Source organism: Paenibacillus sp. 23TSA30-6, from assembly GCF_014858585.1.
Taxonomy (GTDB): domain Bacteria; phylum Bacillota; class Bacilli; order Paenibacillales; family Paenibacillaceae; genus Paenibacillus.
Map to the genome: position 1 here is coordinate 12,247 of NZ_SLTL01000022.1, position 20,134 is coordinate 32,380.

Annotated in this window: 19 protein-coding genes and 1 riboswitch; of the genes, 18 read left to right on the plus strand and 1 reads right to left on the minus strand. The window is 49.9% G+C overall.

The genetic code is table 11. The features are described 5' to 3' along the window. The first annotated feature begins 28 nt into the window (after positions 1-28). The 12 genes from E0698_RS18750 to E0698_RS18805 all read left to right on the plus strand — a co-directional run bounded on the left by E0698_RS18750 (position 29) and on the right by E0698_RS18805 (position 11,387). Entirely contained in the window at positions 29-799 is a 771-nt protein-coding gene (locus E0698_RS18750) for a TatD family hydrolase (protein ID WP_192512553.1), read from the plus strand. Between the two features lie 201 nt (positions 800-1,000). After that, a riboswitch (cyclic di-AMP (ydaO/yuaA leader) is annotated at positions 1,001-1,283 on the plus strand. Between the two features lie 269 nt (positions 1,284-1,552). Then, entirely contained in the window at positions 1,553-2,701 is a 1,149-nt protein-coding gene (locus E0698_RS18755) for a 3D domain-containing protein (RefSeq protein WP_192512554.1), read from the plus strand. A 147-nt stretch (positions 2,702-2,848) separates the two neighbouring features. Continuing rightward, the gene (rnmV, locus tag E0698_RS18760; protein WP_192512555.1) at positions 2,849-3,394 is read left to right on the plus strand and encodes a ribonuclease M5; all 546 of its coding nucleotides are present in this window, start codon (positions 2,849-2,851) and stop codon (positions 3,392-3,394) included. A 7-nt stretch (positions 3,395-3,401) separates the two neighbouring features. Continuing rightward, positions 3,402-4,286, plus strand: coding sequence for a 16S rRNA (adenine(1518)-N(6)/adenine(1519)-N(6))-dimethyltransferase RsmA (gene rsmA / locus E0698_RS18765; RefSeq protein WP_025682467.1), 885 nt, complete (start codon positions 3,402-3,404; stop codon positions 4,284-4,286). A 149-nt stretch (positions 4,287-4,435) separates the two neighbouring features. After that, entirely contained in the window at positions 4,436-5,332 is an 897-nt protein-coding gene (gene yabG, locus E0698_RS18770; RefSeq protein ID WP_134914525.1) for a sporulation peptidase YabG, read from the plus strand. Between the two features lie 200 nt (positions 5,333-5,532). Next, positions 5,533-5,811 carry a biofilm formation stimulator Veg gene (veg, locus tag E0698_RS18775; protein WP_014279033.1) on the plus strand — a complete coding sequence of 93 codons (279 nt, stop codon included), beginning with the start codon at positions 5,533-5,535 and terminating at the stop codon, positions 5,809-5,811. Positions 5,812-5,975: 164 nt separating this feature from the next. Further along, positions 5,976-6,155 (plus strand): small, acid-soluble spore protein, alpha/beta type, encoded by a 180-nt coding sequence (locus E0698_RS18780; protein ID WP_007428013.1) that lies wholly within the window; start codon positions 5,976-5,978, stop codon positions 6,153-6,155. Positions 6,156-6,299: 144 nt separating this feature from the next. Next, complete coding sequence (ispE, locus tag E0698_RS18785; protein ID WP_134911743.1) at positions 6,300-7,154, plus strand: 4-(cytidine 5'-diphospho)-2-C-methyl-D-erythritol kinase; 855 nt, start codon at positions 6,300-6,302, stop codon at positions 7,152-7,154. A gap of 185 nt (positions 7,155-7,339) precedes the next feature. Next, entirely contained in the window at positions 7,340-8,179 is an 840-nt protein-coding gene (purR, locus tag E0698_RS18790) for a pur operon repressor (protein WP_134911742.1), read from the plus strand. Between the two features lie 163 nt (positions 8,180-8,342). Beyond that, entirely contained in the window at positions 8,343-8,630 is a 288-nt protein-coding gene (gene spoVG / locus E0698_RS18795; protein WP_134911741.1) for a septation regulator SpoVG, read from the plus strand. Between the two features lie 346 nt (positions 8,631-8,976). After that, entirely contained in the window at positions 8,977-10,374 is a 1,398-nt protein-coding gene (gene glmU, locus E0698_RS18800; RefSeq protein ID WP_192512556.1) for a bifunctional UDP-N-acetylglucosamine diphosphorylase/glucosamine-1-phosphate N-acetyltransferase GlmU, read from the plus strand. A gap of 59 nt (positions 10,375-10,433) precedes the next feature. After that, positions 10,434-11,387 carry a ribose-phosphate diphosphokinase gene (locus tag E0698_RS18805; RefSeq protein ID WP_014279037.1) on the plus strand — a complete coding sequence of 318 codons (954 nt, stop codon included), beginning with the start codon at positions 10,434-10,436 and terminating at the stop codon, positions 11,385-11,387. 69 nt (positions 11,388-11,456) lie between these two features. Here the strand turns inward: E0698_RS18805 and E0698_RS18810 are convergent, their stop codons facing one another. Beyond that, the gene (locus E0698_RS18810) at positions 11,457-11,657 is read right to left on the minus strand and encodes a hypothetical protein (protein WP_134911739.1); all 201 of its coding nucleotides are present in this window, start codon (positions 11,655-11,657) and stop codon (positions 11,457-11,459) included. A gap of 75 nt (positions 11,658-11,732) precedes the next feature. Between E0698_RS18810 and pth the strand changes: the two genes are divergently transcribed. From pth to E0698_RS18840, 6 genes are all read left to right on the plus strand, one after another. Continuing rightward, entirely contained in the window at positions 11,733-12,293 is a 561-nt protein-coding gene (pth, locus tag E0698_RS18815; RefSeq protein ID WP_134911738.1) for an aminoacyl-tRNA hydrolase, read from the plus strand. Positions 12,294-12,380: 87 nt separating this feature from the next. Then, positions 12,381-12,611 (plus strand): anti-sigma-F factor Fin family protein, encoded by a 231-nt coding sequence (locus E0698_RS18820; RefSeq protein ID WP_025682476.1) that lies wholly within the window; start codon positions 12,381-12,383, stop codon positions 12,609-12,611. A gap of 205 nt (positions 12,612-12,816) precedes the next feature. After that, complete coding sequence (mfd, locus tag E0698_RS18825; RefSeq protein ID WP_192512557.1) at positions 12,817-16,344, plus strand: transcription-repair coupling factor; 3,528 nt, start codon at positions 12,817-12,819, stop codon at positions 16,342-16,344. Further along, positions 16,328-17,446: a peptidylprolyl isomerase gene (locus E0698_RS18830; RefSeq protein ID WP_192512558.1), complete on the plus strand. Its 1,119-nt coding sequence runs from the start codon at positions 16,328-16,330 to the stop codon at positions 17,444-17,446. Before mfd ends, E0698_RS18830 begins: the two co-directional genes overlap by 17 nt. A gap of 167 nt (positions 17,447-17,613) precedes the next feature. After that, positions 17,614-18,156, plus strand: a complete 543-nt coding sequence (spoVT, locus tag E0698_RS18835) for a stage V sporulation protein T (protein WP_134911735.1) — start codon at positions 17,614-17,616, stop codon at positions 18,154-18,156. A gap of 141 nt (positions 18,157-18,297) precedes the next feature. Beyond that, a complete protein-coding gene (locus tag E0698_RS18840) occupies positions 18,298-20,103 on the plus strand; it encodes a putative polysaccharide biosynthesis protein (protein ID WP_192512559.1) in 1,806 nt (601 codons plus the stop codon). The last annotated feature ends 31 nt before the right edge of the window (positions 20,104-20,134 follow it).

The window sequence follows — 20,134 nt, forward strand, 5'->3', positions numbered from 1 at the left end:
AATAAAGTAATAAAGGAGACAAAAAAACTTGAATTTATTCGACACTCACACTCATTTGGATGCGCCGCAATTTGACGAAGACCGCGAAGAAGTTATAGCACGCGCTGTCGAATCGGGAGTGACCCGCATGATTAATATCGGATTTAACCGTGAGACCATTCCGTCTACCATGAAATTGGCCGAAACGTATGATTTTATTTATGCGGCAATTGGATGGCATCCACAGGATGCGATCACGATGCAGGAGGGGGATCTGGAATGGATTGCATCGTTATGCAGTCATAAAAAAGTCGTGGCGATCGGAGAGATTGGCCTGGATTATTATTGGGACACGTCGCCGAAGGATGTACAGCATCGGGTGCTACGCAACCAGATTGGACTGGCTCGTGAGCTGAACATGCCTATTGTCATCCATAACCGGGATGCGCATGAAGATATTGTTAAGATTTTGCGTGAAGAAAAAGCGAGTGAGGTAGGCGGAGTGATGCACTCCTTTTCCGGGAGCTGGGAGACGGCTAAAATGGTGCTGGATATGGGCTTTCACCTCTCCTTTGGCGGGCCGATAACGTTCAAAAATGCCAAGCAGCCAAAGGAGGTACTGGCACAGGTGCCGCTGGACCGTCTGCTCATTGAAACGGATGCGCCCTACCTGACACCGCATCCGTTCCGCGGGAAGCGAAATGAGTCCGCACATGTGGGACTGGTCGCAGAGGCGGCTGCCCAAATCAAGGGATTAGCGGTGGAGGAATTAGTGTCAATAACGACCCAAAATGCCTTGGAACGATTTGACATTAAGTAAAAAAGTGAAGAAATCAATCAAAATAATGAGATAGACGAAGCTAATCATGAATTTGTTGCAGGAAACTCGAGAATATTACAATATTTTAACCTAATATTGTAGAAAATGTACTTGAAACCTGCTTTACAACATGCATAGAAACAGGATATCATCTTTTCAGTGAATTGTTGTTTGAATGTAAACACCAACAGCTCATTTCATGAACCAGTCTCGCTGAGTCCCTTTTACAGGGAACGGGGGAACCGATATGGCTTACAGTACGTCCGGTGTATGGGCAAGAAGGGAACGTCTCTTCCGCCAGCCGGCTCGACCTAGATTCCTTTCCCGGATGGGATTGAACAGGTGGAGGGGCCGTATTTCGATTTCTTTCTGGGTCTTCGGGGTGAATGTGAAGGCGACCGCCATGAGCGGTTGACCCAAGCTAGGGCGTCTCTCTACGTCCGAACCCGACAGCTAACCCCGTAAGCGTAACAAGAGAGAAGCCATCTCGTGCATGATTTTTCCGCATATTCGCACATGTCGGAAGCCACGAAAGAGCTCTCTAGTCTCTTTCTTTGGCTTTTTTTGTTGTGAATAAAAGAAAATCTGTCATCATACTGTGATTAAACAGGGGAGGACAGCATGCCGCGAAGACGGGTACATGGTGCAGGACAGTCGCAGTACGGGCTTGTCTTGTAGAAAATCTGTTATAGTCACGTCAATCTCAACTATGTCTTACTCCAGACGGCGGGCTATGTAAGGAGGACGGAGGAAATGGGAATTTTCCAAAAACAGGAGACCCATGAGTCACGCTCATCCAGCATGTCTTACGTATTGCGTTGGAAGCAAGAAAATGTGCGCCAGGCTGCTTTGGTTGCTATTTTTCTAATCGCACTAACGATTATGATTTCAATTCTGGTGTACACTCAATCTAAAAAACAGGTCTTTTTTGTCATCGACGGTAAGGCATCTGCGGTAGAAACCCGGGAATCCCAGCTCCAAGATTTGCTCAAAGAGCATTCGATTTCACTTCAGCCGCATGATACGGTTTCGATGCCGCTGAACGGAGCAGTTCAGGATGGGGATCGCGTAGTTATCAAACATGCCAATCAGGTCAAAGTATCCTTAGCCAACGAGACGAAAAAATTGTACACAACAGAAAATACAGTAGAGGGTGCCATTCGCACCTCGGGCTATAAATTATCGTCAAATGATAAAGTTTACCCTGCTCTGGATGCTTCTGTTTCGTCTAACATGGACATAAAAATCATCCGTGTGAAGAAACAGCAGGTCGAACAGAAGCAACAGGTACCTTATCAGGTCATCAAAACGGCCGATCCAAGTCTCTATAAAGGTGATAATCGGGTCATCCAAAGCGGTAAAACGGGTGTTGTGGTCCAGCATGTTCAAAAGGTATACCATGACGGAAAATTGGTATCCAAGCAGCTGGTAAACAAGGAAGTCGCACAGAATCGTGTGGATAAGGTGATTGCGGTAGGAACGAAGAAAAAGCCGGTCGTTCTGGCTGCTTCCGTCGGTCCTGAAGATGCCGTTAAGGCAACACGGGTTAGTTCGGACAATGCTGTCCGTAAAGCAGGTGTGAATTTCAAATATAACAAAGTATTACAAAACGTCTCCATGACGGCGTATTCGTCACAGGAGCCAGGGATCGGTACACGTACCGCATCCGGCACGCGTGTCACGGAAGGACGCACCATCGCTGTCGATCCGAGTGTGATTCCAATCGGCTGGTGGGTATATATTGAAGGGGTGGGCTTCCGCCGTGCGGAGGATACCGGTGGCGCGATTAAAGGCCACAAAATCGATGTGTATTATGAGAGTTTGAGTCAAGCCAATCAGTTTGGTCGGAAGCACGGAAAAACCGTATATGTGATTGGACCAGTGAAGCCTGAAATGAACTAAAAACGTGTTGTATATGTTTGGGTCAATGCGATACTATTAACATCATAGTTATGCCATGCTAAGAAGAGGATATCCTCTTCTTATTTTGTTTTCAAAAGTAGGGAAAGATGAATATAGCTGACTGTGTAGTAGTGGAGGGAGACGCAAATGATCAAGGAAGTGATCGTAGTAGAGGGTCGGGATGATACGGTGGCTATTCGCCGTGCTGTCGAGGCGGATACGATAGAAACGGGCGGCTCCGCCATCAATAAAATGACGTTGCGCAAAATTGCGTTGGCACAGGAGCGGCGGGGTGTCATTATTTTGACCGATCCCGATCATGCAGGGGAGCGCATCCGCAAAATTATCGCCTCCAAGGTGCCCGGTTGCAAGCAGGCCTTTATACCAGAAGCGGAAGCGACGCGCAAAGGGGATATTGGCGTAGAGAATGCCTCGCCTGAAGCGATCAGACACGCTCTCGCACGGGTGCATACGACGGTAGAAGGGGCTGATCCTCTAATCGATTGGGCCGATCTGATTGACGCCGGACTTATCACCGACCCCAATGCTGCTGCACGGCGTATGGCTTTGGGTAATGTGCTGGGGATTGGTTATTGTAACGGTAAGCAGCTACATAAACGGCTCGCTGTGTTCCAGATCAGCCGTGAGGAATTTGCCGGTGCGCTGACACAAATTGAAAGTGAAGGATTGTGATATCCGTATGACAGGGATTCAAGATATAGCAACACCGCGGCGCACGAAGGAGATTATTCAGCGGCACGGGTTTTCGTTCAAAAAGAGTTTGGGACAAAATTTTCTGATTGATCAAAATATTCTGAACAAGATCGTGAATGCTGCGGGATTGGACGATACGAAGGGTGCACTTGAGATCGGTCCGGGGATTGGCGCTTTGACTGAGAAGCTGGCGCAATCAGCCAAGGTAGTTACTGCTGTCGAGATTGACCAGCGGCTCTTACCTATTCTCGAAGAGGTACTGGCCCCTTATGAGCATGTGAAGGTACGCCACGGAGATGTGCTGAAGCTGGATTTGCGCGAGGTATTCGCTTCCGATTTTGCCGGGGTCAGTAAAGTGAGCGTCGTCGCTAATCTGCCGTACTACGTCACTACACCGATTCTGATGAGGCTGCTGGAGGACAAGCTCCCTCTGGAGAATATCGTCGTCATGATCCAAAAGGAAGTGGCTGAGCGTATGGCTGCGTCTCCTGGGACGAAAGACTACGGCAGTTTGAGTATTGCAGTGCAATATTATAGCGAGCCTGAACTGGTCTGCATCGTACCGAATACGGTGTTTATTCCTCAGCCGAATGTAGAATCGGCGGTCATCCGTCTGCGTGTGCGGGAAGTGCCTCCGGTAGAGGTGGTGGACGAGCAGCATTTCTTCGAAGTCGTTCATGCTTCCTTTGCTCAACGTCGCAAGACCATTTCGAATAACCTGAAAAGCCGCTTCTTTACCAAAGAGAACAGGGACACGCTGGAGCCGCTGTTGCTTCAGGCAGGCATAGAGCCTTCCCGTCGGGGCGAGACGCTGAGCATCGAGGAATTTGCGCGTCTGAGCGCTGTGTTGCTGGAAGCCGGGATTTCCTGACCTGACGCACAAGTGATCGCTTAGCAGCAGTCAGAGGGCGTCTGGTTGCGCTTTGCACGGTTGTGGCTGGCTTGTATAAGCTCCTGAGCATGGATAAGGAACCAAACTGTGCATTCACCCATACGATATGGGAGGGGTGATACAGTGTGATGATTTTAGGAGACTTGGTCGTTCGAAAATCGTACGGCGGAGATGTCACGTTTCGCGTTGAGGACATCCAGCGGGATAAAGTGATCATTAAAGGGACGGAATTTCGGCTGCTTGCCGATTCCCCCGTGAACGATCTGGTCAAGGTGCCTGCTGACCAGATTAGCGGGAAGACACGGCAAGCACATATTAAGGCGGATGAGTCTCTCCATCTGTTGCAGCAGGCACGGCAGAAGCAAGCTGCCCGCAGTCAGGCGGCTTTGATCGGGGAGTGGAGTGATCCGGTGGAGTCGACGTATTTTGAAATGCCCGGCAAGGTACTTCATCTGGATGGGGATGCCGGCTATTTGAGAAAATGTCTCAGCCTATATGAGGAACTCCGCGTTCCTGCGGAGGGGCATCATGTACATGAATCAGCAATGGCCGACACGTTGTATCGGCTGCTTCCCCGTATTCGCCCGGATATCGTAGTCATTACCGGACACGACGGGGTATTGAAGCATCCGCAGCCGTATGATTTATATAGCCTGAAAAGCTATAAAAATTCGCAAAATTTTGTGGCGGCGATCCAGGTAGCGAGACAATATGAGCGTCATCTGGATTCACTGACGATTGTGGCGGGAGCATGTCAGTCCCATTTTGAAGCGCTGCTGCGTGCAGGAGCGAATTTTGCCAGTTCGCCAGGGCGCATTCTGATTCACGCGCTGGACCCGGTATATGTGGCTGCCAAGGCAGCCTTTACGTCGATTCGTGATACGGTCAACATGGGTGACTTGTTTCATCAGACGATCAGTGGCAGCCGTGGCGTGGGCGGTATCGAAACCCGGGGAAGCTATCGTATCGGTCTGCCCAAGCTCGAAAATTTGTCGACTCTTAAAGTAACGCCTTCTGCAATCTAGGGTTTAAACCTGTTGAATAGGATTTGCGTGGATAAAAAGCCTCTGGTTACAGGGGCTTTTTGGCATTTTTATACGCATATTCCTGTTCGCAAAAAATTAAATTGACAAATTATTTTTCGTGTTGCTATAATATTTAGCTTGATTTGACATTGTCTCTAAAATTCGTTATAATGGACAAGGAAAGAGGTGGTCGTTAGGCAATGGCTAAAAATACGCTGTTGGAAATCAAACGCAGTCTCGACGCACATGTAGGGCAAAAAATTTTGCTGCGGGCTAACGGCGGACGCCGTAAGACCGTCGAACGAACTGGTGTCTTGGAAGAAACGTACCCTTCTGTTTTTATCGTCAAGCTGGATCAGGAGCAACAAACGTTCAAACGTGTCTCCTACAGCTATGCTGACATTCTTACTGAGTCGGTGGAAGTTACTGTATATGATCCCGACTCCCATACAAGTGTCGAATATTTTGACACACCTTAATTGATTTTATGTAATCTATACCGGCTTTGCAGGTTTAAAGGCGGCTTCGTCAGTTCAAATGACGAAGCCGTTTTGTATTTATAGGGCAGGATGAAGCATCGCGTCTCTGCGCATACTAAGGCGGGAATGATCTTCCTTATTCCACTGCCGAAGGAGGCGTATGCATGAGTCGAAGAAGACGAAGTGTCATGTCGGAAGAGCTTAAGTATGAGCTGGCCAAGGATCTTGGATTTTACGATACGGTCAAGGAAGAGGGCTGGGGAGGCATTAAAGCCAAGGATGCGGGCAATATGGTCAAGCGGGCCATTCAGCTTGCAGAGCAGGCAGCTTCCCGCAAATCGTAGCCATCGGCGGTGCTGACGAAAAAGCGGGGATATCCGGTTCATACCGGGTGATCTCCGCTTTTTTGAACCTCATGACTTGACAGGCTGAGTCTGATATAATATGTTAAGCTGTCTTGAGGGAAAAGTTGAAGGTGGGTGAACGCCTTGAAAATATACGAAAAAGCACCGGCGAAAATCAATTTAATGCTTGATGTATTACGTAAGCGGGATGATGGGTATCACGAGGTCGAAATGATTATGACCATGGTCGATCTGTCCGATCGTTTGACGATGTCTGAGCTACCGCGTGATACGATTATTATTTCAAGCCAGGCCGGGTACATACCGCTAGATGAGAAAAATCTGGCTTTTCAGGCCGCGCGTCTGATTAAGGAACGTTATGATGTCTCTACGGGCGTGCATATCCATCTGGACAAGCATATCCCGGTAGCCGCAGGATTGGCAGGCGGAAGCAGTGATGCCGCGGCAGCGCTGCGTGGGCTGAACAAGCTGTGGAAGCTTGGCATCTCGGATGCTGAATTAAGAGTACTGGGCGCAGAGCTTGGCTCTGACGTGCCCTTCTGTATTACAGGCGGTACAGCTTTAGCGAGCGGGCGCGGGGAATTGCTTAAGCCACTTCCGAACCCGCCCCAATGCTGGGTGATTCTCGCGAAGCTGCCGATCAATGTATCGACGGCTGAAGTGTACGGACGCGTCAAAGCGGATCAGATCACGCATCATCCGTCTGCCCGGCAGATGGAGCAAGCGATCCTTAACGCTTCTTTTACCGATGTGTGTAATGCGCTCGGGAATGTACTGGAGGATGTCACACTCAAGCTGCATCCGGAGGTGGAGCATCTTAAAAACTCCATGATCCGACTGGGAGCGGATGGGGTGCTGATGTCAGGCAGTGGTCCTACGGTGTTCGGGCTGGTGTCGAAGGAAGCCAAAGTACCGCGCATCTATAACGGACTCAGAGGATTTTGCAAGGATGTATACGCAGTACGACTTTTGACCTGATTTTGGTTATTTATTTCTAATTTTAGTGGTATTTGTTGTACAAATACGTACGAAGATGATATATTTACTATTAAATATTCGGATTTTACTATATCACTTACATTCCGCCAGCAGCCGGCCAGTCCGCCGGTGCTTTTACTGTACGAAGCGGGCGGCAGGAGAAGAATAGATCGCGAGGAATTGTTGTGAAAAAACTTAAAAGAAGCTCACGATTGGTGGAAATGACACAATTTTTGCTGTCACGGCCGCATACGCTGGTGCCTCTTACGCATTTTGCGGATCGTTATGGGGCGGCTAAATCGTCCATAAGCGAAGACCTGGCCATTATCAAGGAAGTATTTGAGGATGAAGGTATTGGTGAGCTTCTGACGTTGGCGGGAGCGGCAGGGGGCGTTAAGCTGATCCCAAGACTATCCAAGGAACATGCGCTCACATTTGCGAATGATCTGTGTGCTCAGTTGGAGCAACCGGATCGCATCTTACCCGGAGGGTATTTGTATCTGTCGGATCTGCTGGGCCAACCGGCGATGATGAATGAGGCGGGTAAAATATTCGCTACTGCATTTGCCAACAGACAGATCGATGTGGTTATGACGGTGGAAACCAAAGGCATTCCGCTTGCATATGCTACCGGAGCACAGCTAAACTTGCCAGTTGTCCTCGTACGGCGTGACCATCAGGTGACGGAGGGCTCGGCAGTGAGTATTAATTACGTCTCAGGATCACAAAAGAGCCTGCATACGATGTCATTGTCCAGACGTGCTATGCGCGAGAAATCACGTGTACTCATCGTGGATGATTTTATGAAGGCAGGCGGTACGATTCAGGGGATGGTCGACTTGCTGGCTGAATTTGATGCTGAGGTAGCTGGAGTAGGTGTGCTGGTAGAATCGGGCGAGGTGGAGAACGAAGAGCGCTTGCTGCACGATTATATTTCACTGGCGAATCTGACCACGGTCGATTCCCGAAGCAAGCAAATTACAGTCAAGCTGGGGAATTATTTTGATGAGTCTACAGGTCAGTAAAATGTCACAATTCATCAAAAAATACCTAAATATGTCGAAAAGAAATCTTTTCAAAAAAATTACCTGAATTTAGGATACCATTTGTCCAAAAAAAGAAGGAATTCGAAATGCTGTGTGGAATGTATACACCAAGTCCTATTTGGAAAAAGGTGGTGAAACACACATGCAGATTACGGATGTCAGACTCCGCCGAGTGAACTCAGAAGGAAGAATGAAGGCGATTGCATCCATTACGATTGATAACGAGTTTGTTGTTCATGACATTCGGGTTATCGACGGTAATAACGGGATGTTCGTGGCTATGCCTAGCAAACGCACCCCGGACGGAGAGTTTCGCGATATCGCTCATCCGATATCTTCAGGAACCCGGGAGAAGATCCAGGCTGCTGTACTTACTGAGTACGAACGCGCGGCGGTGGATGAAGGAGTAGCTATTGAAGAAGGCGCTTAATTCGCCTAAAGCAAGATTGGGGTACAAAAGAAAAAGAGGGCCACAAACTGTGGCTCTCTTTTCTTTTTGTCTGGAATGAGATATATTCTTTAATGAGTTAACAGTCAGTTTTAAGGCAACTTGGAGCCATCCGGGCTGCCGAAGCGACTTTTTCATAAGACAGGGATCGAGCAGCAATGCGTCCCGGGGGATGAATGTCCAGCACAAGCTGGCCTGAAAAAATAGCCATTAACTAAAGGTTCGCCGTTATTTTTCAGGAGGATTGTGAAAAGGTAAGAAAAATCTGATCTGGAAATTAACGTTTTAGCCAAAGGGAAATTGTTATTTTCAGGATAGGAGGTTGGACTTGTTGGAAAGGTTGGCAGTCATTCTTGCCGCAGGGCAGGGAAAACGTATGAAATCCAAATTATATAAAGTTCTGCATCCGGTATGCGGGAAACCGATGGTCGGTCATGTACTCGACACGGTTCGTGAAATCGGAGTGTCCCGCAGTGTGGTGATCGTGGGTCACGGTGCGGAAGCGGTACAGTCTTATTTGGGACCGTCGGCAGAATATGCGCTTCAGGCAGAGCAGTTGGGAACGGGGCATGCTGTCAAGCAGGCCAAAGACTTGCTCGGTCAGGAGAAAGGTACGACCATCGTCATCTGTGGAGACACCCCCTTGATCACAGCGGAAACGCTGGAGGGCTTGGTGCAGCTACATGAGAGTCGGGGAGCTGCCGCAACGATTCTGACCGCTGAGCTGGACGACCCTAAGGGGTACGGCCGGGTCATCCGTGATGCTGCGGGAGCAGTGCTCAAGATCGTGGAGCAGAAGGATTGCTCACCTGAGGAAGATGCTGTTCGGGAAATCAACACGGGAACGTATTGCTTTGATAATGCCAAGCTGTTCGCAGCGTTGGACAAAGTAACCAACACCAATGCACAGCAGGAATACTACCTGACAGATGTCATTGGTATTTTGCATGGCGAAGGCGAGAAGGTTGAGGCATATTTAACAGATGATATGTCGGAATCCATCGGTGTGAACGACAGGGTTGCTTTATCAGTGGCTGAGGGATACATGCAGGAACGCATTGTGCGCAAGCATATGCTGAACGGTGTGACCATCATTGACCCGTCCTCTACCTACATCGAGAGTGAGGTTGTCATTGGCTCCGATACCGTGCTATACCCGAACACATGGCTGCGCGGCCGAACGCAAATCGGCGAAGATTGTGTGATTGGTCCGCAGACTGAAATTCAGGACACCCTGATTCATTCGGGCGCAACGGTGAGGCATTCGGTGTTGAACGAAGCCGAAGTGGGCAGCAGCACATCTGTGGGTCCATTTGCCTACCTGCGTCCAGGTGCGAAGCTGGGCGAGCATGTGAAGATTGGTGATTTTGTTGAGGTGAAAAATGCGACTATTGGTGATCATTCCAAGGTGTCTCATTTGAGCTATGTCGGTGATGCCAAGGTAGGTACAAATGTTAATATCGGTTGTGGGGCAATAACGGTTAATTATGATGGATATAATAAATCTATTACAGAAATTGAAGACGATGCCTTTATTGGCAGCAATGTGAATCTGATCGCCCCGATTAAGATCGGAAAAGGTGCTTATGTCGTAGCAGGCTCCACCGTAACACATGCTGTCCCTGATAACGATCTGGCTATTGCCAGACCACGTCAAGAGAACAAAGCCGGATATGCGGATAAAATCCGCGCGCGTGCCAAAGCGAAGAAGAAAAGATCGGAATAACCTTAATCAGCAAGCCGTTGAATCTGTAATGAATGAATCAGCACGGAGGGTTTCTATAAATGACTTATTGCGATTCCAAACTCAAAATATTTACTTGTAACTCCAATCCGAAGTTGGCCCACCAGATTGCGGACTATATCGGAATTCCAATGGGGGAATCCCATACCACATCGTTTAGTGACGGTGAAATTCAAATTAAGCTGTCTGAAAGTGTGCGTGGTTGCCATGTATACATTGTGCAGTCGACTTGTCTGCCAGTTAACGACAACTTGATGGAGTTACTGGTTATGATTGATGCACTCAAGCGGGCTTCCGCCAAAAGCATTAATGTCGTTATGCCATATTACGGCTATGCCCGTCAGGATCGGAAAGCACGTTCGCGTGATCCGATCACGGCGAAGCTTGTCGCTAACCTGATTGAAAAAGCGGGTGCTCACCGTGTAATTAGTATGGATTTGCATGCGATGCAAATTCAGGGATTCTTTGATATTCCGGTGGATCACATGTTCGGCGCGCCAATTCTGGCCCAGTATTTCCGTTCGAAGCAAATTGAAAATCCGGTTGTCGTTTCCCCTGACCACGGTGGTGTTGTGCGTGCGCGGAAGTTAGCGGATTTCCTGAATGCTCCGCTGGCTATTATCGACAAACGTCGTCCTGAACCGAACGTAAGTGAAGTAATGAACATCATCGGAAATATTGAGGGTAAAACTGCTATTCTGATTGATGACATTATTGATACAGCGGGAACCATCGTGTTGGGCGCGAATGCGCTCAAGGAAGGCGGCGTAACGGACGTGTATGCGTGCTGTACGCATGCCGTGCTCTCCGGGCCTGCTATGGAAAGACTGGAGAATTCACCGTTAAAAGAGGTGGTCGTGACGGATACCATTCCAATCGTTCACCCCAATCCGACAAGCAAGCTGAAGGTATTATCTGTGGCCCCATTAATGGGAGAAGCTATTATCCGTGTGCATGAGGAATTGTCAATCAGCAAACTGTTTGAAATCGAATAAGCGCTGGCTCATTAAAAAAAGGGGTTGCCTCTTCCAACTGGAAAAGGTAACCCCTATCAGCATGTCAGGCTAAAAGCCCGGTCTGGATATAAACGTGAAGCACTGACGATTGTATAGCGTGTCTTCCATTTCGACAAAATGCTCGTTAAAACGCGCAATGATGCCAATCTGGATATGTACATTCCCGTCATAGACTTGGACAGGAACCGAATGTTTTAAATGATATAGAAAATGGCTGTCATATAAGAGGATATCACCCTGATTGAGCATACCAGCACGCACCTTCCTGTTCAGTATAACTATTTTACCAAAAAATCAAGACTTCGAAAGAGGGTGTCACGGTTTATGAAGTGGATTGTAGGATTGGGCAACCCCGGTCCCCAATACGAAAAAACGAGACATAATGTTGGATTTATGGCGCTGGATGCTCTGGCCGCCCGTCATAACATCCAGATTAACCAAAGCAAATGTAAGGCATTGATTGGAGAAGGACATATTGGCGGAGTAAAAACCGTGCTGATCAAGCCGATGACCTATATGAATCTCTCGGGCGAGTCTCTGCGTGCTTATATGGACTATTACAAAGCGGATATGGATGATTTGGTCGTGGTTTACGATGATCTGGATACAGAGGTCGGCAAAATAAGACTCCGGTATCAAGGTAGTGCAGGCGGGCATAACGGGATCAAGTCGATTATCCAGCATACCGGCACACAATCCTTTAATCGGGTTCGTATGGGTATTTCCCGCCCTGAGCCTGGATACGCCATTGTGGACTACGTTCTGGGAACCTTTCCTAAGAAGGAGAAGGAATTGCTGGCTGGAATGATAGAGGACACGTGTGATGCTTTGGAATACAGCTTGGATCATCCTTTTGAACGGACTATGGCTGAATTCAATAAGTAAGGTCTGGAACAGGCAGGATGGGCTTAAATGGAAGTTTGTTGGACATACTGAAAGGTATAGAAAACTTTCAGGAGGCATATACATTACATGATTGTGAATTATGTATGCAGACATTGTCGAACTTTCTTGGGACGGATTGATTCCGCTGCAATAACCGAAGAAAGGTTGGGCTTCCATTCCTTGACCCCTGCCGAACGTAGAGATATAATAGCGTATAATTCGGGCGGTGAAGTGACCGTCAAAGTCATTTGCGAGCATTGCAACCAGGCGCTGGAAAATAATCCGGAGCTAAGCCTGCTCGTAAATCCGCTCCAATAACAGGTATTCAACTGGTCTCATGTACCAGCTTGAGAGGTGAAGCGGCAATCCCGCTTATGGAGCCTTGGCAGCATTGCTGAGGCTTCTTTTTCGGTTTGCTGCTTTCCCCAGAGTAAGCGTGTAATACCTGTTGCTATTCAGTTACATGCCGTTATTGTGAATAAATTTACATGCAACTATTTATAAGCATAAAGGGGTGCCTTTTTTGTTACAAGCACTTATTCAGGCTTTTACCAAGGATGCTGATTATGCATCCATTGCAGCAGGTATATCATCAGGCATGAAGGAACAGCTCATATCTGGTTTGTCGGGCTCTTCCCGACAGGTACTGATGGCCGCGCTTGCCGAAGATACCGGACGACCGATCCTGGTCATGACGCACAACATGTTTGCCGCTCAAAAAATAGCAGATGATTTGCAGGAAGCGCTTCCTCCTGAACGGGTTTTGTTGTACCCCTCGAATGAGCTGGTGGCTGCTGAAGCCGCCATATCCAGCCCGGAGACGCTATCCCAACGAATTGAAGTATTGATACGATGCGCCCAGGGTTTTCGTGGGATTGTTGTCGTGCCGTTTTCTGGTGTCCGGCGTTTGCTGCCGCTTCCAGAGACGTGGCGTGAAGCCCGAATCGAGCTAAAAGAAGGCGAAACGATCCAACTGGAGCCATTTTTGCTGCATATGGTCGAGATGGGGTACCAGCGGGTGGAGCGTGTAGAGTCACGTGGAGAGATGAGTGTCCGTGGCGGGATTATCGATTTTTATCCGATGACAACCCGTTGGGGCTACCGCGTGGAGCTGTTCGATGATGAAATTGACTCCATCCGTATGTTCGACCCGCAAGACCAGCGCTCGGTGGAAAAGGTGCAGGAAGTTACCGTAACGCCGTGCAAGGAAGTCATCGCGGATAGCGCTCGTATGGATCAGGCGGCAGATGCCGCAGCGATTCTGTTGGAGGAGCAGCTTGGCAAAATGACAGACCGTCAGGCCAAGCTGCATCTGAAAGAAGAGATTCACCGCGAAATTGAGCTGCTACGGGAGCATGTGTATTTTGACGAAATCTATAAATATATCTCGCTGTTGTATCCCGAACGCAAAACCTTGGCAGATTACATGCCGGAAGACACCATTCTGATCATTGACGAGCCGGCGCGGATGCTGGAAACAGCCAAGCAGCTTGAACGGGATGAGTCCGAGTGGAATTTGCATTTGCTTCAAAACGGTAAAACGTTACCGCAGCTAGAGCTGTCGGATAACGCGGACAATCTGCTGTATAACCGGAGATTCCAGACGTTGTTCCTGTCGATCTTTCTCCGTCAGGTTCCGCATACACAGCCGCAAAATATTTTGAATTTCATCTGCCGTGGTATGCAGGATTTCCACGGTCAAATGAATGTGCTCAAGGCGGAAATGGATCGCTGGCGCAAGGCGGGCACACAGGTTATGATGCTGGCGAGTGGAGACGAGCGGCTGGATCGGATGCGCCGGGTGCTTCAGGATTACGGTATTGATGAGCCAACGATGGCTATCGGCAATTTGCAAAGTGGTTTTGAGATGCCATCTATTCATTTGGCAGTGATTACCGAGGGCGAAATGTTCTCGCAAAAGCAGCGCAAAGCACGCAAGCAGGGCCGCCATGTGGACAACGCAGAACGGATTAAGAGCTATAGCGAGCTAAAGGTGGGCGACTATGTCGTACACCAGAATCACGGGATCGGGAAGTACATGGGGATCGGTACGCTGGAGGTTGGCGGTATCCATAAGGATTACATGCACATTCTCTATGCGGGCGGCGATAAGCTGTCTGTACCGATTGAGCAGATTGACCTAATTCAGAAGTATGTCGGCTCAGAGGACAAGGAACCTAAGATTTACAAGCTGGGCGGAAATGAATGGATACGGGTGAAGAGCAAGGTTCGCAGCTCGGTTCAGGACATTGCTGATGATTTGATCAAGCTGTACGCAGAACGGCAGTCAGCGCCGGGTTTTGCTTTTGAAAAGGATTCACCGGAACAGCAGGAATTTGAGGATATGTTCCCGTATGAAGAGACACGTGACCAGATTCGGGCAATTGAAGAGATCAAGAAGGACATGGAGCAGAGCCGTCCGATGGATCGTTTGCTGTGCGGTGATGTGGGCTACGGCAAGACAGAGGTTGCCATCCGCGCTGCGTTTAAGTCGGCTATTGAGGGCAAGCAGGTGGCCGTGTTAGTACCGACGACGATTTTGGCACAGCAGCATTATGAGACGTTCCGTGAGCGCTTTTCCGGGTATCCGTTCAACATTCAGGTGTTGAGCCGTTTCCGTTCGCGCAAGGAGCAGAATGAGACGATTAAAGGGGTTCGTCAGGGGACGGTCGATATTGTCATTGGCACCCATCGCTTGTTGTCGCAGGATCTGGTGTTTAAGGATCTGGGGATGCTCATTGTCGATGAGGAGCAGCGGTTTGGCGTGACGCATAAGGAAAAGCTGAAAAAGCTGAAAACGAATGTGGACGTGCTGACGTTAACGGCTACGCCTATCCCGCGTACGCTACATATGTCTATGCTCGGGGTTCGCGATTTGTCGGTCATTGAGACACCGCCGGAAAACCGTTTTCCCGTGCAGACTTATGTTGTCGAGCACAGCCAGACGTTGGTGCGTGAGGCGATTGAACGCGAGATGGCACGCGGAGGACAGGTGTACTACCTGTATAATCGCGTACAGGGTATTCAGGAAATGGCTGCCGAGATCAATGCGCTTGTGCCGGATGCCAAGGTGGGCGTGGGTCATGGTCAGATGTCCGAATCCGAGCTGGAGAAGACCATTTTGGACTTCCTGGACGGTGAATACGATGTACTGGTCAGCACCAGCATTATTGAGACGGGGGTAGATATTCCGAATGTGAATACACTCATCGTGCATGATGCCGATAAAATGGGGTTGTCCCAGCTTTATCAGCTGCGTGGGCGTGTAGGCCGTTCCAACCGGATTGCCTATGCTTATTTTACGTACCAGCGGGATAAGGTGTTAACGGAAGTGGCAGAGAAGCGCCTTCAGTCGATCAAGGAGTTTACGGAGTTGGGCTCCGGGTTCAAGATCGCGATGCGCGATTTGTCGATTCGCGGAGCGGGGAATTTGCTCGGTGCAGAGCAGCACGGATTCATTGCATCCGTCGGTTTTGACCTTTACTCGCAGATGCTGGCTGAGGAAATTAATAAACGCAAGGTTAGCGTACTTGGAGAAGAAGATCTGTCGAATCGAAATTGGAGTACGTCCATTGATTTGGGCGTGGATGCTTACCTGCCAGGAGATTATATTTACGACAGTATTCAGAAGATTGAGATTTATAAAAAGGTTGCGGCAGTCAGCACGTTTGACGAGGCTATGGAGCTGGAGGATGAGCTGGTCGACCGCTTTGGCGACTTGCCGGAGGCTGTGCGTCATTTGCTGGCTGTGGCCCGTCTCAAGGTGTACGGACGCATGTATGGCATTGAGTCCATTGTCCAGCGGGATGACAACATCGTGTTGAAATTCCACGAAGGGCGCCAGCAGGCGGTACAGACCGCCAAACTTGCGGAGATTGGCAATCGCTTTGAAAGACGTGTACAATTTGAACAGGGCACTCCTATGAGTGCACGCATCAAAGGCAGAGGTCTGGATGATCCACAGATACTAGAGCTGCTGGAGCAATTTTTGAGTGCACTAAAAGATGCATTCACATTGAAGGAGGAACTGCAAAATGTCACAACCAAATAAAAGAAAACCTTGGAGAATGCTATCGGTGGCCATTGCCGCGGTGCTGGCTATATCGGTGCTGGCGGCATGTACGAAGCAAGCCGAGGAGAGTAAGGTCAAGGACCAACCGAAGGACAGTAGTAAGGTTGTCGTGACCTACACTGGCGGAACCATTACGGAAAATGAGTTTAACCAGGAAATCAGTATGATGAAATTCCTGTATCCGGAATATGGAGCGATGCTTGCTTCGGATCAGGTGCGGGAGCAAATTGCCAAGCAAGAAGTGGTGTACAAGCTTCTGGCTGAAAAAGCAGACGATAAGTCCAAGGAACAGGGCGCCAAAGAAGGAACCGAACAACTGGAGCAGTATAAAAAGTCGGTTGGAGATGCTAAATTCAAGACATTTTTAAGTGATCAAAAACTGACTGAGCAGGGTGTGAAGGATTACTTTACCCGTGTGATGACGGTGATCAACAGTGAGACGAACAAAGTGACGGACGATCAGTTGAAACAGGAATTTGAGAAAAACAAAGATCAATTCACGACAGCAACCGTGCGTCATGTACTGATTAATTTCCAGGATCCAAAAACGAAAAAAGAACGCAAGAAAGAAGATGCTCTCAAGCTGGCCAAAGAAGTGAAGGCGAAGCTGGATGGCGGAGCTGATTTTGCGACGATTGCCAAGAAATACTCAGAAGATCCGGGTTCGGCTTCCAATGGCGGTTTGTATGAGAATGCATCCGTAGCCCAATGGGTGCCTGCTTTCAAAGAAGCAGCCGAGAAGCAGCCGATCAATAAAATCGGTGATCCGGTGGAAACGGAATACGGATATCACGTCATCAAGGTGGAATCCCGCAATGAGCCTACGTTTGATAAATTGAAGGACAACGAAAAGGCTGCTCTGAAAAACAAGCTGGCTGGTGAAAGTATTCAAAACTTTACCGAAAAAGATTTGGCGAAGCTTGATTTGAAAATCAACCTGCCGAAAGTACCTGCTACGCAAGAGAAAAGTGGCACCACATCGGGCACTGGCAGCACAACTGCGCCTGGAGGCACAACAAGTGGTACCAGTGATACCAAAGCAGGAACAACCAAGGACGGAGCTACAACCGAAGGTAAATAACTGAACATGCATAAGGAATTGGGAACAGATGAATACTATGGTCAGATATCACCATAAACACCATGACCGTGACGTTCTTCGTGACCGCTTCCGGGGGAGCGGAAGCGTCTTTCGATACCGTCAGTAGTTGACTAAATTCTTCTTGAGAAAGTGGGGCAACATGTGAAATGAAAGCTACTGGTATAGTTCGCCGTATTGATGATCTGGGGCGGGTAGTTATTCCTAAGGAAATTCGCCGCACCTTGAGAATTCGTGAAGGAGATCCGCTTGAAATTTTTGTGGATCGTGACGGAGAAGTCATTTTGAAAAAGTATTCACCTATCGGTGAACTTGGTGATTTCGCCAAAGAATACGCTGAGTCCCTGTTTGAAAGCACAGGCCATATTACGATGATTACTGACCGCGACACCATTATTACGGTGGCCGGAGGCTCCAAAAAAGAGTTTCTGGACAAGCCGGTCGGCAGCATTATCGAAGGCAGTATGGATAATCGCAAAACGGTACTGGAAACAGCCAGCGGCTCCTATGAGCTGACCCGAGACCACGAAGAAACACTCTCGTCCTTTGTGGCGGCTCCCATTGTTTCGGGTGGTGATCCTATTGGTTCCGTTGTGTTGCTGAACAAGGACGAAAACGTGAAGATGGCCGAAATGGAGATCAAAATGGCTGAAACAGCCGCTGGTTTCCTCGGCAAACAAATGGAACAGTAATCCCCCGTTCCGACCCTGTAAGGCGTATTGAATGGCGAAAGCCGTCTGTCGTCTTGCAGGGTTTTTTTCTTTCCGGAGAAAGAGGCGGTATAATAGGACTCGTTAAAGATGCATATTTCAGGTAGGAGTGGGGAACGGACGATGCAGGAAAATCGCGCCGCTTCGCGGCTGCTACGGGGTGCTGTCATTTTGACACTGGCGGCGGTAGCGAGCAAGCTGATCGGCACATTGCAAAAAATCCCGCTGCAAAATATCGGCGGTGACGGCGTTTTCGGTATTTATAATACGGTTTATCCTTTCTATACGCTGTTGATTACCATTGCTGCTGCTGGATTTCCGGCAGCGATATCCAAATTTGTAGCAGAGTATGAGGCGGTGGGAAACCGAGCCGCAGGGCAACGTGTAGCCCGGTTATCCTCCCTTGTATTGGGCATGTTTGGTGTGATTCTGGGTGTGCTGATGTATACGTGCGCACCGCTGATCGGTCAGTGGATCGACAATGCTCATGTCATTCCCTCGGTGAGGGCGGCGGCCTTTGCCTTTTTGTTCGTGCCGGTTATGGCGGGGCTAAGGGGATATTTTCAGGGTTTGCAAAATATGATCCCGACCGCTGTTTCCCAAGTGACGGAGCAGACGGTACGAGTGGGTGTGATGATCATGCTGTTGCTGCTCATGCTGTCGCAAGGAGCCGGACCCGATATGATTGCTGCCGGGGCTGTTTTTGGTTCTGCGGCTGGCGGGGCAGCGGGTCTGGTCGTCATGCTGCTATTCTGGCGCAACCACAGGAAGAAGCTCAGAAGGCAAGGGAGGCTGTCTGAACAGGCTTTGCGGGTCGCTGGGAAGACAGAACAGATGGGCATACAGGAGACTGCGTCTGGACGTTCTGGCGTCATAGAGAGAACGACGGACGATTTGGTGAGCGGCAGTCGTGCTGTCGTATCAGGTGTGCTAGAGAGTGCGGCCGGGACAGCACGGGAACGGGCTGGAGAAGCCCACCGGACGGAGAGCTACAGTGCTTTGCTAAAAGCATTGCTTCGTTATGCCCTGCCTGTTTGCCTGGGAGCGCTGGCGGTTCCGCTGATTAGTTTGGTGGACACGTTTACGGTACCTCGCTTGTTAAAGCAGGAGGGATTGGACGATACAGGGGTTATGGTGGCCTTCGGTGTCTATAACCGAGGTCTGCCGCTTGTACAACTGGTGATGATGTTTGCCACCACGCTGTCGGCATTGTTCATTCCGTCGTTGGCGGAAGCCCGGGTAACGGGCGGCACGGAGCTGGCACGCCGCCAGTGTGAGCAATCGCTGCGCTGGTTCTGGCTGTTGGGACTAGCCGCCGCGACAGGCTTAATTGTGCTGGCGGTACCCGTCAATGTGATGCTGTACGCGGATGACACCGGTAGCGGAGTCATGCGCTGGATGGCGCTGACTGCCGTAGGCGGCACGCTCAGCATCATCTCGGCGGCGCTGCTGCAAGGGCTGGGCGCAGTTCGTGCCCCAGCCGTGGCGATGCTCGCCGCGGCCGTAGCCAAGGCGCTGCTGAACTGGCTGCTCGTGCCGCCGCTGGGCACGGCTGGCGCAGCCATCGCGGGAGCCGCCGCCTATCTGCTGGCGGCGGCGATCAACATCGCGCTGCTCGCTCGTCTGGCGGGGCTGCACTGGAGCTGGTCCGCCAGCGTGCTCAAGCCGGCGGTACTGCTTGTCGCCTTGGCCTGCGCAGCTGCGGCGGCGATGTGGGGCACCAGCGCGGCGCTGGGTGCCTTGGGGTGGGCCGCCGGAGGCCGTGCCATGGCGGCGGCGGAAAGCCTGCTGGGCGTAGCCGCAGGCGCCGTGGTGTTTGTGATCGGCCTCGCACGCTTGAGGCTGATCACAGAGGCGGAGCTTGCGGCGGTGCCCAAGCTCGGACGCCCACTGGCAGCCCTGCTGCGCAGACTGCGCGTGCTGGCGTAGCCTTGTGGCTATGCCGCTTGCGGTTGAGCGG